The organism is Cronobacter sakazakii (assembly GCF_000982825.1).
In the GTDB taxonomy this organism is placed as follows: domain Bacteria; phylum Pseudomonadota; class Gammaproteobacteria; order Enterobacterales; family Enterobacteriaceae; genus Cronobacter; species Cronobacter sakazakii.
This window is the reverse complement of the sequence record NZ_CP011047.1, coordinates 1,260,723-1,275,801: the sequence shown is the minus strand read 5'-3', so window position 1 is coordinate 1,275,801 and position 15,079 is coordinate 1,260,723. Positions and strand designations below refer to the sequence as shown.

General features: G+C 58.6%; 15 protein-coding genes. 3 read left to right on the top strand and 12 right to left on the bottom strand.

All coding sequences use genetic code 11. The features are described 5' to 3' along the window. The first annotated feature begins 205 nt into the window (after positions 1 to 205). On the top strand, positions 206 to 703 hold the full coding sequence (yhhY, locus tag CSK29544_RS05925) for an N-acetyltransferase (protein ID WP_007899872.1): 498 nt from the start codon (positions 206 to 208) through the stop codon (positions 701 to 703). A gap of 426 nt (positions 704 to 1,129) precedes the next feature. Here the strand turns inward: yhhY and ggt are convergent, their stop codons facing one another. Continuing rightward, positions 1,130 to 2,893, bottom strand: a complete 1,764-nt coding sequence (gene ggt, locus CSK29544_RS05920) for a gamma-glutamyltransferase (protein ID WP_165689110.1) — start codon at positions 2,891 to 2,893, stop codon at positions 1,130 to 1,132. A 128-nt stretch (positions 2,894 to 3,021) separates the two neighbouring features. Here ggt and CSK29544_RS05915 point away from each other — a divergent pair, with 128 nt between their 5' ends. Beyond that, positions 3,022 to 3,489 (top strand): DUF2756 family protein, encoded by a 468-nt coding sequence (locus CSK29544_RS05915; protein ID WP_007899876.1) that lies wholly within the window; start codon positions 3,022 to 3,024, stop codon positions 3,487 to 3,489. Here CSK29544_RS05915 and ugpQ read toward each other — a convergent pair. From ugpQ to CSK29544_RS05865, 10 genes are all read right to left on the bottom strand, one after another. Beyond that, positions 3,486 to 4,226, bottom strand: coding sequence for a glycerophosphodiester phosphodiesterase (gene ugpQ / locus CSK29544_RS05910; RefSeq protein ID WP_007899878.1), 741 nt, complete (start codon positions 4,224 to 4,226; stop codon positions 3,486 to 3,488). The genes CSK29544_RS05915 and ugpQ overlap by 4 nt on opposite strands. Beyond that, positions 4,223 to 5,296, bottom strand: a complete 1,074-nt coding sequence (locus tag CSK29544_RS05905) for a sn-glycerol-3-phosphate import ATP-binding protein UgpC (protein ID WP_007871694.1) — start codon at positions 5,294 to 5,296, stop codon at positions 4,223 to 4,225. Before CSK29544_RS05905 ends, ugpQ begins: the two co-directional genes overlap by 4 nt. Before the next feature lies 1 nt (position 5,297). Next, positions 5,298 to 6,143 carry a sn-glycerol-3-phosphate ABC transporter permease UgpE gene (gene ugpE / locus CSK29544_RS05900; RefSeq protein ID WP_007852757.1) on the bottom strand — a complete coding sequence of 282 codons (846 nt, stop codon included), beginning with the start codon at positions 6,141 to 6,143 and terminating at the stop codon, positions 5,298 to 5,300. Then, positions 6,140 to 7,027, bottom strand: coding sequence for a sn-glycerol-3-phosphate ABC transporter permease UgpA (ugpA, locus tag CSK29544_RS05895; protein WP_004388002.1), 888 nt, complete (start codon positions 7,025 to 7,027; stop codon positions 6,140 to 6,142). The genes ugpE and ugpA overlap by 4 nt, the downstream gene beginning before the upstream one ends. A 397-nt stretch (positions 7,028 to 7,424) precedes the next feature. Further along, positions 7,425 to 8,744, bottom strand: a complete 1,320-nt coding sequence (gene ugpB / locus CSK29544_RS05890; protein ID WP_032976220.1) for a sn-glycerol-3-phosphate ABC transporter substrate-binding protein UgpB — start codon at positions 8,742 to 8,744, stop codon at positions 7,425 to 7,427. 258 nt (positions 8,745 to 9,002) lie between these two features. After that, the gene (livF, locus tag CSK29544_RS05885; RefSeq protein WP_007778906.1) at positions 9,003 to 9,716 is read right to left on the bottom strand and encodes a high-affinity branched-chain amino acid ABC transporter ATP-binding protein LivF; all 714 of its coding nucleotides are present in this window, start codon (positions 9,714 to 9,716) and stop codon (positions 9,003 to 9,005) included. A gap of 1 nt (position 9,717) precedes the next feature. Further along, positions 9,718 to 10,485, bottom strand: a complete 768-nt coding sequence (livG, locus tag CSK29544_RS05880; RefSeq protein ID WP_007778908.1) for a high-affinity branched-chain amino acid ABC transporter ATP-binding protein LivG — start codon at positions 10,483 to 10,485, stop codon at positions 9,718 to 9,720. Then, positions 10,482 to 11,762 (bottom strand): high-affinity branched-chain amino acid ABC transporter permease LivM, encoded by a 1,281-nt coding sequence (locus CSK29544_RS05875; protein ID WP_004384852.1) that lies wholly within the window; start codon positions 11,760 to 11,762, stop codon positions 10,482 to 10,484. The genes livG and CSK29544_RS05875 overlap by 4 nt, the downstream gene beginning before the upstream one ends. Further along, on the bottom strand, positions 11,759 to 12,685 hold the full coding sequence (gene livH / locus CSK29544_RS05870; protein WP_004384851.1) for a high-affinity branched-chain amino acid ABC transporter permease LivH: 927 nt from the start codon (positions 12,683 to 12,685) through the stop codon (positions 11,759 to 11,761). The genes CSK29544_RS05875 and livH overlap by 4 nt, the downstream gene beginning before the upstream one ends. Positions 12,686 to 12,752: 67 nt before the next feature. Then, the gene (locus CSK29544_RS05865) at positions 12,753 to 13,022 is read right to left on the bottom strand and encodes a hypothetical protein (protein ID WP_007899883.1); all 270 of its coding nucleotides are present in this window, start codon (positions 13,020 to 13,022) and stop codon (positions 12,753 to 12,755) included. A 422-nt stretch (positions 13,023 to 13,444) separates the two neighbouring features. On the opposite strand from CSK29544_RS05865, the gene panM reads away from it, so the two are divergent. Continuing rightward, the gene (gene panM, locus CSK29544_RS05860) at positions 13,445 to 13,837 is read left to right on the top strand and encodes an aspartate 1-decarboxylase autocleavage activator PanM (protein WP_004384849.1); all 393 of its coding nucleotides are present in this window, start codon (positions 13,445 to 13,447) and stop codon (positions 13,835 to 13,837) included. A 96-nt stretch (positions 13,838 to 13,933) separates the two neighbouring features. On the opposite strand, the gene CSK29544_RS05855 is transcribed toward panM, so the two are convergent. Further along, the gene (locus CSK29544_RS05855; RefSeq protein WP_139156510.1) at positions 13,934 to 15,037 is read right to left on the bottom strand and encodes a branched-chain amino acid ABC transporter substrate-binding protein; all 1,104 of its coding nucleotides are present in this window, start codon (positions 15,035 to 15,037) and stop codon (positions 13,934 to 13,936) included. Between the last annotated feature and the right edge of the window lie 42 nt (positions 15,038 to 15,079).

The window sequence follows — 15,079 nt, the reverse complement described above, 5'->3', positions numbered from 1 at the left end:
ATGTCGTGCTTTCAGGATGATCCGTTGGGGTTCCCCCTGAACGCATGACAATAATAATCATTATCATTCGCATGTGTCCAGACTTTTTTGAAAAAAAATTTGGGAATTGACCCACACCAAAAAACCCTTGATGTTGAAGATTATTTCGTAGGGCGGGTAAACCACGCGCCCTCGCCTTTCAACCGTCGACCACAGGGAGCACGTCATGAATGAAATCGTCGTAAGACATGCGGAAGCAGAAGATGCGCAGGCGTTGCAGCAGATCCACATGATGTCGGAAGTCATCTACAACACGCTGCAAATTCCGCATCCGTCGCTCGCGATGTGGCGTGAGCGGCTCGGCGCGCCGCAGCCGGGGCGCCGTCAGCTGGTGGCGTGTATGGATGGCGAGGTTGTCGGGCATCTGGCCTTAACGGTGGAGCAAAACCCGCGCCGCAGCCATGTGGCGACCTTCGGGATGAGCGTTCACCCTGGCTGGCGTAACCGCGGCGTGGCGTCCGCGCTGATGGGTGAAATGGTTAATCTGTGCGATAACTGGCTGCGCATCGAGCGAATCGAACTGACGGTGTTTGTCGATAATGCGCCGGCGCTGGCGGTGTACCGTAAATTCGGGTTTGAGACAGAGGGCACCGGCAAGCGTTACGGCCTGCGCAACGGCGAGTATGTAGACGCGTATTTTATGGCGCGGATGAAGGCAGGTTAACGGTTCCTGCGCCGTTTACAGGACGCAACACGGCGGGTGCGCATGGCTTACCCGCCCTACACCGGGATGTGCGAATTTGTAGGGTGGGTAAGCGTAGCGCACCCACCGTTTACATCACGCGGCACGGCGGGTGCGCATGGCTTACCCGCCCTACGCCGGGATATGCAAATCTGTAGGGTGGGTCACCCACCATTTACATGACGCGGCACGGCGGGTGCGCATGGCTTACCCGCCCTACACCGGGATGTGCAAATCTGTAGGGTGGGTAAGCGCAGCGCACCCACCGTTTACAGGACACGACACGGCGGGTGCGCATGGCTTAACCGCCCTGCACCGGGATGTGCAAATCTGTAGGGTGGGTAAGCGTAGCGCACCCACCGTTTACATGACGCCCTCACCGTTTACAGGACGCGACACGGCGCTACCTTAATACCCCGCCGTTAAATCATCGACGCTGCGCGGGTCGGACGCGCCGTAAAGCGCCCCGTCCGGGCCAATCATAATGCTCTGGGTGCTGCCCATCGCCTCTTTCACCGCCACGTTCTGCCCTTTCTCACGCAAAAGCTTCAGCGTATCCGGGCTAAAGCCCTTCTCCACCCGCAGCTCATCCGGCAGCCACTGGTGATGGAATCGCGGCGCGTTGGTGGCCTCCGCCACGTTCATGCCGTAATCAATCGTATTCACCACCATCTGCAACACGGTGGTGATAATGCGGCTGCCGCCTGGGCTGCCGGTCACCAGCCATGTCTTACCATCTTTGACGACAATCGTCGGCGACATCGACGACAGCGGGCGTTTCTTCGGCCCCACCGCGTTCGCATCGCCGCCTACGAGGCCATAGACGTTCGGCGTGCCCGGTTTGGCGGAGAAATCATCCATCTGATTATTCATCAGAATCCCGGTATCGCCCGCCACAATGCCGCTGCCGAAAGTCGTGTTAAGCGTATAAGTCACCGCCACCGCATTGCCGTCTTTGTCGACGACCGAAAAATGCGTGGTCTGGTTGCTCTCATAAGGCGCGAGGTTGCCCGGTTTAATCTCCTTCGACGGGCGCGCCTTATTGATATCAATTTGCTGCGCCAGCGATTTCGCGTAGGCCTTGCTGGTCAGCGCCTGCCACGGCACCTTCACGAAATCCGGGTCGCCCAGATACTCGGAGCGGTCGGCGTAGGCGTATTTTTCCGCCTCGGCCATAATCTGCATCGCGTCGGCGCTGCCGAAGCCATATTTATTCAGGTCGAAATTCTCAAGAATATTCAGGATCTGCACGATGTGGATCCCGCCCGACGACGGCGGCGGCATCGAATAAACCTGATAACCGCGGTAGTCGCCGCTCACGGGCGTGCGCTCCACCGCTTTGTAATTCGCCAGATCGGCTTTGGTGATAAGCCCGCCGTTTTTCGCCATCTCGTCGGCTATCTGGTCGGCAATCGGGCCTTTATAGAAGGCGCCCGGGCCATCTTTAGCGATAAGCTCCAGGCTCTTTGCAAGATTCGCCTGCACCAGTTTGTCGCCCTTCTGGTAGGGATTACCGTCCTGTTTCCAGAAAATCGCCTTGCTGGCCGGGTGGTTCGGGAGCGTCTCCACGCCGTAAGTTTTTAAATCGATGGCGAGCGCGTCGTTGACCGTAAAGCCGTCGCGCGCAAGTGCAATGGCGGGCTGAATGACTTTATCGAGCGGCATCGTGCCATATTTTTGCAGCGCCAGCGCAAAGCCCGCGACGCTGCCCGGCGTACCGGAGGCGAGGTGCGACGTGAGCGATTTTTTGCTGTCGGCGTTGCCCTGCGCGTCGAGGAACATATCGCGCGTGGCTTTCTCCGGTGCCATTTCGCGAAAATCGATCGCCGTCACTTTGCCGTCTTTGGTACGCAGCATCATAAAGCCGCCGCCGCCAAGATTACCGGCCTGCGGATGCGTCACCGCCAGCGCGAACCCCACCGCGACCGCCGCATCCACCGCGTTACCGCCCTGCTTTAGCACATCGACGCCCACCTGCGTCGCTGCCGCGTCCACCGAGGCGACCATGCCGTGTTCGGCCCGCACCGGATGGAAGACATCTTCTTCCACGCCATAAGAGACCGGCGCTGGCGCAGGGGCTGAAACCGGCGGCGGCGCAGCCCCCGCCGTTAAACAAAAAGTGACCGCCAGCGCCGCTATCACGCTCTGGCGTACGGTTTTCCACTGCATCATCATTATTGTTCTCCGCTTATTATCCGGGACGCTCCCCGCAATAAGTCTGGTTCACAACTCTTAAAAGATCATCGTGCCGGCACAGAGGAGGTAAACTGAAAAGATCTTCCACAAGGGAGGGAAAAACCATGAAACGCTATTTACTGATTGCCGCGGCGTTCCCGCTGGCGGCGCTTGCCCAACCGATCAACGTCATCAACAACCCAAACCAGCCGGGGTATGTGAACCCCAGCCAGCAGCGTTTGCAGACGCAGATGCAAAGCCAGCAGCTTCAGCAGAAGGGGATGCTCAATCAGCAGATCCAGACGCAGAGCCGCCTGCAACAACAGCAGTTGCAGACCCAGATGAACAACAACGTCGAGCGTATTCAGCAGAACCAGCCGGGAATGCTGAACCCGCAGAGAGAACAGGTGCTGCCGAACACCAATGGCGGCATGCTCAACCGCAGCAGCGGAAGTTCGCAGCACATGCTCAACAGCAACGGCGCGACGCTGAACAGCACACAGCAGACGCACATGATTGAGCAACGTCAGAATGGCGATATGCTGCGCCAGAACGGCACTACGCTGAATACGCAGGGTAGCCTCGCGCCTTAAGCGCGAAAATCCGGCCCGATCTCATCAATCGCATCGGTACAGATGCAGTCCACGCCCCAGGCGAGCAACTCCAGCGCGCGCCGGGGCGAATTCACGGTATAAACCAGAATACGCAGCCCAGCGTCTTTCAGTTGCATGACGCGCGCCTGATCCAAAAGCTTATGGTTCAGGTGAATGGAGACGCAGCCAAGACGCGTGGTCAGCGCCTGCCAGTCGTCGCGCCACTCGTCCAGCAGCAGCCCGCGCGGCAGTTCCGGCGCGGCCTGTTGCGCCGCCTCCAGCGCCTCGATGGAAAACGACGAGAGCAGCGGTGCGGTCATGTCACTCCAGAGCGCGCGCGCGGCCAGCGCCACCACGCGCCCGGTGTCGGCATCGGTGCCGGTCGTCGGTTTGATTTCGATATTCGCCATCATGCGGTGCTCGCGGCAGCGCTGCGCCACGTCGCTCAGCAGCGCCAGCTTCTCGCCTTTAAACGCGCCGCTAAACCAGCTACCGGCGTCCACTTTCAGCAGCTCATCCCAGTTCAGTTCGCCCGCCACACCCCAGCCGTTACTGGTGCGCTCCAGCGTGTCGTCATGCAGCAGGAAAATCTGGCCGTCTTTGGTGAGTTTGACGTCAAATTCAATCATGGCGTGGCCCAGGCGCGCGCCGGTTTCAATCGCCGCCAGCGTGTTTTCCGGCGCCAGTCGGCCGCCGCCGCGGTGGGCGACGATGGGAGGATATGGCCAGTTGCTCATAAACGTTGTCCTGTTTCACCATCAAAAAAGTGCAGATGATTTTCCGGCAGGTGCAGCCACAGCTGGCTGCCCGGCTGCGGACGCTCCTGATGCGCCAGGCGCGCCACCACTTTCTGGCTGCCCCAGCGGCCATGCGCGAGGTTATCCGCGCCCAGCATCTCCAGCGTATCGAGCGGCAGCGGCACGCCGCCTGCGGCCTGTGAGCTTAGCGCAATATGTTCCGGGCGGATACCCAGCGTCACCTTGCGCCCGGCGAGCGTTTTATGCAGCCGCCCGAGCGGCAGGGAAAGCCCGCCGTCAACGTCGAAATGGGTGCCTTCGGCATTCACTCGCCCTTCCAGCAGGTTCATCGCCGGGCTGCCAATAAAGCTCGCCACAAAGCGGCTGGCGGGTTTTTCGTAGACCTCCACCGGCGTGCCTATCTGCTCCGCCACGCCTTTGTTCATCACCATCACGCGCTGGGCGAGCGTCATCGCTTCGACCTGATCGTGCGTCACATACAGCGAGGTGGTGCGCAGGCGGCGGTGAAGCTGTTGCAGCTCAAGGCGCATCTGCACGCGCAGTTTGGCGTCGAGGTTTGAGAGCGGCTCATCGAAGAGGAACACCGCCGGATCGCGCACAATCGCGCGTCCCATCGCCACGCGCTGGCGCTGGCCGCCGGAGAGTTCACGCGGGCGGCGCTTTAACAGTCCGTCGAGCTCCAGAATGCGCGCCGCTTCTTTAACGCGCTCGGCGATGTGCGCTTTGCCCATGCCGCGAATTTTCAGGCCCCAGGCCATGTTCTCTTCGACATTCATATGCGGGTAGAGCGCGTAGTTCTGGAACACCATCGCAATGCCGCGCTCTTTCGGCTCCATCTCGGTGACGCGCTGGCGATCTATCCAGATATCGCCGCTACTCACGCGCTCAAGCCCGGCCACCATACGCAGCAGCGTCGATTTGCCGCAGCCGGACGGGCCGACCATCACGATAAATTCGCCATCCGCGACATCCACCGTCAGCGGCTGAATAACCTGCGTTTTGCCGTTGTCCCAGCTTTTGGTGACTGCCTGTAATTTGAGTCCTGCCATCTTATTTCTCGCTATCCACCAGCCCGCGAACAAACGCGCGCTGCATCACTAAAACAATCACCACCGGCGGGATAAGCGTCAGCAGCATCGCCGCCATCACCTGATTCCACTGCGTGCTGCCCTCGCCCACCGAAATCATGCCTTTAATGCCCGCCACCGCCGTGCCGAGCGACGGATCGCTGATAATCAGCAGCGGCCAGAGATACTGATTCCAGCCGTAGATAAACGTAATGACGAACAGCGCCGCGAGATTCGTTTTCGAGAGCGGCAGCACGATGTCGCGGAAAAACCGCATCGGCGAGGCGCCGTCGATACGCGCCGCTTCCATCAGCTCGTCAGGCAGCGTCATAAAGAACTGGCGGAACAGAAAGGTGGCGGTTGCGGACGCCATGAGCGGCAGCGTCAGGCCGGTGTAACTGTCCATCATCTTCAGGTTGGCTATCACTTCCACCGTCGGGAAAATGCGCACTTCCACCGGCAGCATCAGCGTAATAAAAATCATCCAGAAGAAGAGGTTACGCAGCGGAAAGCGAAACCAGACGATGGCGAACGCCGAGAGCATCGATACCGCGATTTTCCCGACGGTAATGCTGAACGCCATGATGAAACTGTTCAGCAGCATCAGCCAGAACGGCGCGCTGTTGGCCCCGACGCCGTTAATCCAAATATCTTTCAGGTTTTCCCACAGGTGCGTGCCGGGGATAAGCGTCATCGGCGTGGCGAACACGGCCTGGTTATCGAGCGTCGCCGCGACAAACGCCACATAGAGCGGAAAGAGAATGGCGGCGATGCCGAGGATCAAAAGGGTATGGCTGAAAATCGTCAGCCCAGGGCGGTTTTCAATCATTGGTAGCGCACCTTACTTTCCACATAGCGGAACTGCACCACGGTGAGGATGATCACCAGCACCATCAGCACCACCGACTGCGCGGCGGAGGTGGAGAGATCGAGCCCGGCGAACCCTTCGCGGTAAATCTTGTAAATCAGCGTAGTGGTAGCCTGCACCGGCCCGCCCGCGGTGGCGGCGTCGATAACCGGGAAGGTGTCGAAAAAGGCATAGACCAGATTTACCACCAGCAGGAAAAAGCTCACCGGCGCGATAAGCGGCAGCGACAATTTAAAGAAGCGGCGCACCGGGCCTGCGCCGTCGATGGCGGCGGCCTCCACCAGCGAGCGCGGGATCGACTGCAACGCGGCGAAGAAAAACAGAAAGTTGTAGCTGATCTGCTTCCAGACTGAGGCGAAGACCACCAGGAACATCGCCTGGCCGCTGTTTTGCGAGTGGTTCCAGTAGTAACCCATCTGCTCAAGCACGTGGGTAATAAGCCCGCGTCCGGGGTTAAAGAGGAAAATCCACAGCACGGCGGCGATGGCGGGCGCGACGGCGTAGGGCAGCAGCATCAGTGTCTGGTAAAAACGGCTGCCGCGCACCACGTAATCCACAAGAGCCGCGAAAAACAGCGATATCAGCAGCCCGCTGATGGTCACCAGCGCGCTGAATTTTATGGTGGTCCAGAAGGAATCCAGGTAGTAGCTGTCGTGAAAAAGCTGGGTAAAATTCGCGAGCCCGACAAACTGGCTGGAGAGCCCGAACGGATCGATGCTCTGTACGGAGTACCAGAGCGCCTCGCCCGCAGGCCAGATAAAAAAGATGACGGTGATAATCAGCTGCGGCGCCAGTAACGCATAGGGCAGCCAGCCTGAACGAAACACCGGACGGGATGATGACATAGAGAAACGCTTTCCTGAAAAATGCCGGGTGCGGCTGCGCCTTACCCGGCCTACTAATCTGGTGCTGTGTAGGGCGGGTAAGCGCAGCGCACCCGCTGTTCGAAACAACACCCGCCGCGCCAGCCCGCTACAGGCGGTACGATTGCTGGTGCTGTGTAGGGCGGGTAAGCGAAGCGCACCCGCCGTTCGAAACAACACCCACCGCGCCAGCCCGCGACCAGCGGTACGATTTCTGGTGCTGTGTAGGGCGGGTAAGCGAAGCGCACCCGCCGTTCGAAACAACACCCGCCGCGCCAGCCCGCTACCAGCGGTACGATTTCTGGTCCCGTGTAGGGCGGGTAAGCGAAGCGCACCCGCCGCTCGAAACAACACCCGCCGCGCCAGCGCGCTACCAGCGTTACGATTTCGTCGACTGCTCGAAACGGCGCAACAGCTGATTACCACGCTCAACGGCGGAATCCAGCGCCTGCTGCGGGGTTTTCTTGCCGGTCCAGACGCTTTCCAGCTCTTCGTCAACCACAGTGCGGATCTGCGGCATATTGCCCAGACGCAGCCCTTTGGTGAACGGCAACGGCGGCTTGTTCAGCATCTGACGCGTCGCGATATCCGCGCCCGGGTTCTTGTCATAGAAGCCCTGCTGGCGGGTCAGGTCGTAAGCAGCTTTGGTGATAGGCAGATAACCGGTTTTCTGATGCCATTCGGCCGCGATTTCCGGCTGCGCGAGGAAGTTCAGGAACTCCGCCACACCTTTGTACATCTCTTTGTTTTTGCCCTGCATCACCCACAGGCTCGCCCCGCCGATAATGGCGTTCTGCGGCGCGCCTTTCACGTCGGCGTCGTAGGGCATCATGCCCACGCCGTAGTTGAATTTGGCGTAGTGGCGGATATCCGCGAGCGAACCGGAAGAGGCGGTGGTAATGGCGCAATCGCCGTTGTAGAACTTCTCGGTGGACTCATCCTTGCGCCCGAAATAGCTGAAATCGCCCTTCTTATTCAGTTCTTCAAGCAGGGCGATATGCTTCACCTGTTCCGGCTTGTTGAATTCCAGCACCGCATCAGCGCCGTCAAAGCCGTTGTTTTTGGTGGCGACCGGCAGACCATGCCAGGCGCTGAAGTTTTCAATCTGGATCCAGCCCTGCCAGCCGCTGGCGTAGCCGCACTTCATGCCGGCGGCTTTCAGCTTCGCGGTATACGCCGCGAGATCCTGCCAGGTTTTCGGCGGCTGCTCAGGGTCTAAGCCCGCTTTTTTGAACGCGTCTTTGTTGTAGTAGAGCACAGGCGTGGAGCTGTTAAACGGCTGGGAGAGCAGATGGCCGCTTTTCGCGTCGGTGTAGTAACCGGCAACCGTCGGCACAAACTGCGACTCATCGAATTTAATGCCAGCGTCGTTGAATACTTCGTACACAGGCTTGATGGCTTTGGACGCCATCATGGTGGCGGTACCTACTTCGTAAACCTGCAGAATCGCGGGCGCGTTGCCGGTACGGAAAGCGGCGATCCCGGCCGCGAGGCTCTGCTCGTAGTTACCTTTGTAGACCGGCTCGATTTTGTACTCCGGGTGCGCCTCGTTAAACCGCTGCGCCAGTGAATTCACCTCTTTACCCAGTTCGCCTTCCATCGAATGCCAGAACGGAATGGTGGTGGCGGCCATCGCCTGGCTGCTCAGCGCCCATCCCAGAGCCACACAAATTGCTGTACGTCGTAACGAAGCTGTCATGTCTGTTATCTCTCTGATTATGCGTCGTTTGAGATGCGCGAAATCACGCGTTTTATGCTCGCGAGCTAACATGACATGCGCGTATGACAGAAAAATAACTGGATAATGACAAGATGGTGACGCAAGAGCGGCAGAGAAATGACGCGCCGGTGATGATCTGATGACGTGAGTTAAACACGAAGCCGAAAGTGTACGCGGCTTACGACAGAAGCATTAAAAGGCCCGGCATGCATTACGCCGCCGGGCCGTACAGGTGAATCAACCGCCCAGATACGCGCTGCGCACCGCTTCGTTGGCGAGCAACGCCTCGCCGGTGTCTTCCAGCACCACGTGACCATTCTCCAGCACATAGCCGCGATCGGCGAGCTTCAGCGCCTGGTTGGCGTTCTGCTCGACCAGGAAAATCGTCATCCCCTCTTTGCGCAGCTGTTCGATGGTGTCGAAAATCTGCTGGATGATGATGGGCGCAAGACCGAGCGACGGTTCGTCCAGCAGCAGCAGGCGCGGCTGGCTCATCAGCGCGCGGCCAATCGCCAGCATCTGCTGTTCGCCGCCGGACATCGTACCGGCGCGCTGGATGCGGCGCTCGTGCAGGCGCGGAAAGAGATCGTACACGCGCTGAATGCGCTCCTGATACTGCGCGCGATCGGCAAAAAACCCGCCCATCGCCAGGTTCTCCTCCACCGTCATGCGGGAAAAGACGCGGCGGCCTTCCGGCACAATCGCCACCGCCTCGCGCATAATTTTCGCGGTCTGCCAGTCGGTAATGTCTTTACCGTCAAAGACGATTTTCCCGGTGCTCGCGCGCGGGTCGCCGCACAGCGTGCCGAGCAGCGTGGTTTTTCCGGCCCCGTTCGCGCCGATCAGGGTGACGATTTCGCCCTGGCGGATATGCAGACTGACCTCATGCAGCGCCTGGATTTTGCCGTAGTGCGCGCTCACCCTGTCAAAAGATAACATCACGTTTTCCATCTTATGCCTCACCCAGGTATGCGCGAATCACGTCGGGGTTGTTGCGGATCTGCTCCGGCGTGCCGTTGGCAAGCGGCGTCCCCTGGTTTACCACGTAAATACGGTCTGAAATGCCCATCACCAGTTTCATGTCGTGCTCAATCAGCAGAATGGTCGTGTTGTGATGGTTGCGCAGCTCGACAATCAGCTCGTCCAGCTCTTTGGTCTCTTTCGGGTTCAGGCCCGCCGCCGGTTCGTCGAGCATCAGGATCGCAGGCTGCGTCACCATGCAGCGGGCGATCTCCAGACGGCGCTGGTCGCCATACGCCAGGTTGCCCGCCTGCCGGTTGGCGTGCTGCAACAGATTGATGCGCTCAAGCCAGGTGGCGGCGCGATCGAGCGCCTCGCTGTGCGCGCGGCGAAACGCCGGGGTTTTCAGCAGGCCCGAAAACAGCCCGGATTTTAGCTGCTGATGTTGCGCCACCAGCAGGTTTTCAATCACCGTCATTTCACGGAACAGACGCACGTGCTGGAAGGTGCGCACCACGCCCATCCGGGCGATCTGCTGGCCCGGCAGGCCTTCGAGATGCTGGTCGCGCAGCATAATGGTGCCGCCCGTCGGTTTATAAAAACCGGTCAGGCAGTTGAACACCGTGGTTTTACCGGCCCCGTTCGGGCCAATCAGCGAGACGATTTCACGCTCGCGCAGCTCAAGAGAGACATTATTGACGGCAAGCAGGCCGCCAAAGCGCATCATCAGGCCGCTGACGGATAATAAAGGCTGACTCATGCCTGCTCTCCTTTACTGCTCACACCATTTTTCAGTTTCAGCTGCGGGCGCGTCATCGGCAGCAACCCTTGCGGACGCCAGATCATCATCAGCACCATCAGGCCGCCCAGCACCAGCATGCTGTATTCGTTCAAATCACGCATTAACTCGCGCGAGACCACCAGCAGAATAGCCGCCAGGATCACCGCAAACTGCGAGCCCATGCCGCCCAGCACCACAATCGCCAGCACGAATGCCGATTCCGCGAAGGTGAACGATTCCGGGCTGACAAAGCCCTGGCGCGCCGCGAACAGCGTTCCGGCGAAACCCGCGAACGCGGCGCTGATGGTAAACGCGGTCAGCTTGATGCGCGTCGGGTTCAGGCCGAGCGAACGGCAGGCGATCTCATCTTCACGTAGCGCTTCCCAGGCGCGGCCCAGCGGCATACGCAGCAGACGGTTAATCACAAACAGCGAGAACACCACCAGCAGCAACGCCACCAGATAGAGCCAAATCACGCGGTCGCTCGGGTCATACTTCACCCCAAAGAAGTTGCTGAAGGTATCCCAGCCGCCTTCGCGCGCGGTGCGGCTGAATTCCAGGCCGAAGAAGGTCGGTTTCGGGATCTGGCTGATGCCGTTCGGGCCGCCGGTAATCTCCGTGTTATTCAGCAGCAGAATACGCACGATTTCGCCAAAGCCTAAGGTCACGATCGCCAGATAGTCACCGCGCAGGCGCAGCACCGGGAAGCCGAGCAGGAAACCGGCGGCGGCAGCCACCAGGCCCGCCAGCGGCAGACAGGTCCAGAAGCCCAGGCCGTAGTAGTGGTTCAGCAGCGCGAAGGTATAAGCGCCGATGGCATAAAAACCACCGTAGCCGAGCACCAGCAGGCCGGAAAGCCCCACTACCACGTTCAGGCCAAGGCCCAGAATCACGTAAATCATGGTCAGCGTGGCGATATCCACCGTTCCGCGCGACACCATAAACGGCCACGCCACGGCAACAACGAGCAGCGCCAGCAGGAACAGCTTCTGTTTTACCGTCGAGCCGTCAATCGCCGGCAGAATAAATTTCGGCCCGGAGACGTTTTTCAGGCCCTTCTGGAACAGCGGACGTAAAAGCTGGAATAAAAAGACCACGCCGGTGCCGATGGCAATCCACTCCCAGCGAATGCTGTCGGCGGTATCGACCACAAGACGCGTGCCGTCCAGCTCCAGCTGAACGCCCATAAAAATCCCGGCCAGCAGGAAGAACATGGCGGCTGCCAGCAGCGCCGCCACAAAATGCATCGGTTTCATACTTTTTCTACCTCCGGGCGACCCAGAATACCGGTCGGCATCACCAGCAAGACGCCGATCAACAGGGCAAACGACACCACATCTTTATATTCCGTGCTCAGATACGCCGAGCAGAGCGATTCGGTGACGCCCAGAATCAGGCCGCCAATCATCGCGCCCGGAATACTGCCGATGCCGCCCAGCACCGCCGCGGTGAAGGCTTTCATCCCGGCCATAAAGCCGATGTAGGGGTTAATCACGCCATAGAACTGGCCGAGCAGCACGCCCGCCACCGCCGCCATCGCCGCGCCAATCACAAAGGTCAGCGCGATAACGCGGTCGGTGTTGATGCCAAGCAGGCTCGCCATTTTCAGATCTTCAGCGCAGGCGCGGCAGGCGCGGCCCATGCGGGAGTAACGGATAAACAGCGTGAGCGCGAGCATCGCGATAAAGGTCACGACCCAGATAACCAGCTGCATAGTGGTGATGCTGGCCGCGAAGTTTTCGCTGCTGCCGATGGTCCACTGGCCGTTGAAAAGGCTCGGGAGCGCGACGTCGCGCGAGCCCTGCGTCAGGCTGACGTAGTTTTGCAGGAAGATAGACATCCCGATGGCGGAGATCAGCGCAATCAGACGCTTGGAGCTGCGCACGGGGCGATACGCCACGCGCTCGATGCTCCAGCCGTAGGCGCTGGAGACGACAATCGCTCCGATAAATGCGGCACCAACCAGCAGCCAGCTGGCGTCAATGCCCATCATCATCAGCGCGGCGATGATCATGAATGACACGTAGCTGCCAATCATATACACCTCGCCATGGGCGAAGTTGATCATGCCGATAATGCCGTAAACCATGGTGTAACCGATGGCGATCAGCGCGTAAGTACTGCCCAGCGTGACGCCGTTAAACATCTGCTGCAGAAAATAGAGAAACTGCTCGGACATAACGTAACCTTATTAAATCCTGCCGGACAACGCGCCAGCAGGCGGGATGAATATCGGGTGTGCTTGACTACGATTCGTAACGCAGAACGGTTAACGACCCGTTGGTCTGCCGCTCAAAAACCTCAGAGACAAATCCTTTCAGATCGCTTTTTTCATCCCAGTTCAGCGGCCCGTTTATGACATTCGCGCTGAAAGCGTGTCGGTTACCTGTTAGCGCGGCAGGCGCGGCACTGCTAACGCCACTTCCCACCGCCGTATTGACGGTCATCGCATTGACTGCCTGAGATAGCGCCAGCGCAACCATCCCCGCAAGCCAGCGCTTTGCGTTGCTGTTCATTCTCAGAATCCCCGTTCGTGATGTGTGTGTTGCTGATTAGTTTTATTATGGTTAAAAAATATTCTGTCGTTTTAATAGACAACGCTACTTTTACCTGTCTCTTTAATGAGTTAGCGTGTTTTTTAGCGAAACTATAATTAAAACATCTATTTTTCAGTCTATTAAGCAAAGATAATATTCTGAAATATACCCGAGATAAACAAAAAAAAGCGCAGCGGTCAGCATAAAATATCGGCATTATTAGCCAGATAAAACGCTGCCATTCAGCGTTATCTGCTGGTTAAATTTCATTCCCCGCGCTTTCACGCTACCTAATGAATAAGACAAAAACTAATCAGCTACCGAATAGATCTCACCGGAGCGTCCAGCGGCCCTGAAAAATCGGGTAAACTCAGAGATTCATCCCTGGCGGAAAGGCTATTATGAAACTCACCATTCTTCGTCTGCATACCCTGAGCGAACAGGACAAAATCGACCTCGCGAAAATCTGGCCGGAATACCCTTCTGAATCGTTACGTCTTGATGAGAACCACCGAATTTACGCCGCGCGTTTTAACGACCGGCTGCTGGGCGCGGTGCGCGTGACGCTACGCGGCACTGAAGGCGCGATGGATTCCCTGCGGGTGCGCGAAGTGACGCGCCGGCGCGGCGTCGGGCATTACCTGATTGAAGAGACGATCCGCGATAACCCGTCGATGACGGAGTGGTGGGTGATGGATATTGGCGTGGAAGATTACAACGTGATGAACGCGTTTATGCAGACGCTGGGATTTGCGGCGCAGCAGGATGGCTGGGTGAAGCGGCTGGAGCCGTGAGGCCGGGTTGCTGTTGTTAGAAGGTATGGCGTAATAAGGTGGGTGCGCTGCGCTTACCCACCCTACAAAACTGTAGTGCGAAAGAGGCCGGGGAAATTATTTGGCGTCGGTCGCGGTACCGTTCGCATGCCAGGTAAACACGCCGAACTCAAACCCTTTCAGATCGCCTTTTGAATCCCAGGAGAGCGGGCCCATCACGGTATCGACGGAGTTCGCTTTCAGGTATTTGGCGATGGCTGCCGGATCGTCGCTCTGGTTCAGGCCTGCGGCCAGCGACTGCAGCGCGGCGTAGGTGGTCCACACGAACGCGCCGCTCGGATCCTGTTTCTTCGCCTTGATAGCGTCCACAATCGGTTTGTTCGCCGGCACCTGATCGTAGTTCTTCGGCTTGGTGACTAACATGCCTTCGGCGGAATCGCCCGCGATATTAGACAGCGACACGTTCGCCACGCCTTCCGGCCCCATAAACTGGGTTTTCAGGCCAGCGGAACGCGCCTGGCGCAGGATCTGGCCCATTTCCGGGTGATAACCGCCGTAGTAAACGAAATCGATGTTTTCTTTCTTCAGACGCGCCACCAGCGTGGAGAAATCTTTTTCGCCCGCAGTGATACCGTCAAAAAAGACTACGTTCGCGCCGCCTTTTTTCAGGCCGTCCTGCACCGCGCGGGCCAGGCCTTCGCCGTACTGCTGTTTGTCATGAATGATAGCGATGCGCTTCGGCTTCACCTTATCAAGAATGTATTTCGCCGCGGTCGGGCCCTGGTCAGAATCGAGACCGGTGGTGCGCAGGATCAGCTGATAGCCGCGCGCGGTCAGCTCCGGTGCCGTCGCCGCTGGCGTGATCATCAGAATGCCTTCGTCTTCATAAATATCAGACGCCGGCTGGGTGGAAGAGGAGCACAGGTGGCCGATGACATATTTCACGCCGTCATTCACCACTTTGTTCGCGACCGCCACCGCTTGTTTCGGGTCGCAGGCGTCGTCATATTTGGTGATAACCAGCTTGTTGCCTTTGATGCCGCCTTTGGCGTTGATATCCGCCACCGCCTGCTCGGCGCCGGTAAATTCCTGATCGCCATATTGCGCTACCGGGCCAGACATGGCGCCCACAACGGCAATTTTAATGTCTTCCGCCATCGCCATGCTGCTCATCGCCAGCGCAATTGCGCCTGTCAGTAACGCTTTGCCCTTCATTTTCATCCTGAGGTTCCCCATTCTTGTGGTTATTGCAGTTGTGATGTT

Excerpts from the sequence above, each read along its gene's own strand:
- yhhY (WP_007899872.1), top strand. The coding sequence starts at position 206 with ATGAATGAAATCGTCGTAAGACATGCGGAAGCAGAAGATGCGCAGGCG.
- ggt (WP_165689110.1), bottom strand. The coding sequence starts at position 2,893 with ATGATGCAGTGGAAAACCGTACGCCAGAGCGTGATAGCGGCGCTGGCG.
- CSK29544_RS05915 (WP_007899876.1), top strand. The coding sequence starts at position 3,022 with ATGAAACGCTATTTACTGATTGCCGCGGCGTTCCCGCTGGCGGCGCTT.
- ugpQ (WP_007899878.1), bottom strand. The coding sequence starts at position 4,226 with ATGAGCAACTGGCCATATCCTCCCATCGTCGCCCACCGCGGCGGCGGC.
- CSK29544_RS05905 (WP_007871694.1), bottom strand. The coding sequence starts at position 5,296 with ATGGCAGGACTCAAATTACAGGCAGTCACCAAAAGCTGGGACAACGGC.
- ugpE (WP_007852757.1), bottom strand. The coding sequence starts at position 6,143 with ATGATTGAAAACCGCCCTGGGCTGACGATTTTCAGCCATACCCTTTTG.
- ugpA (WP_004388002.1), bottom strand. The coding sequence starts at position 7,027 with ATGTCATCATCCCGTCCGGTGTTTCGTTCAGGCTGGCTGCCCTATGCG.
- ugpB (WP_032976220.1), bottom strand. The coding sequence starts at position 8,744 with ATGACAGCTTCGTTACGACGTACAGCAATTTGTGTGGCTCTGGGATGG.
- livF (WP_007778906.1), bottom strand. The coding sequence starts at position 9,716 with ATGGAAAACGTGATGTTATCTTTTGACAGGGTGAGCGCGCACTACGGC.
- livG (WP_007778908.1), bottom strand. The coding sequence starts at position 10,485 with ATGAGTCAGCCTTTATTATCCGTCAGCGGCCTGATGATGCGCTTTGGC.
- CSK29544_RS05875 (WP_004384852.1), bottom strand. The coding sequence starts at position 11,762 with ATGAAACCGATGCATTTTGTGGCGGCGCTGCTGGCAGCCGCCATGTTC.
- livH (WP_004384851.1), bottom strand. The coding sequence starts at position 12,685 with ATGTCCGAGCAGTTTCTCTATTTTCTGCAGCAGATGTTTAACGGCGTC.
- CSK29544_RS05865 (WP_007899883.1), bottom strand. The coding sequence starts at position 13,022 with ATGAACAGCAACGCAAAGCGCTGGCTTGCGGGGATGGTTGCGCTGGCG.
- panM (WP_004384849.1), top strand. The coding sequence starts at position 13,445 with ATGAAACTCACCATTCTTCGTCTGCATACCCTGAGCGAACAGGACAAA.
- CSK29544_RS05855 (WP_139156510.1), bottom strand. The coding sequence starts at position 15,037 with ATGAAAATGAAGGGCAAAGCGTTACTGACAGGCGCAATTGCGCTGGCG.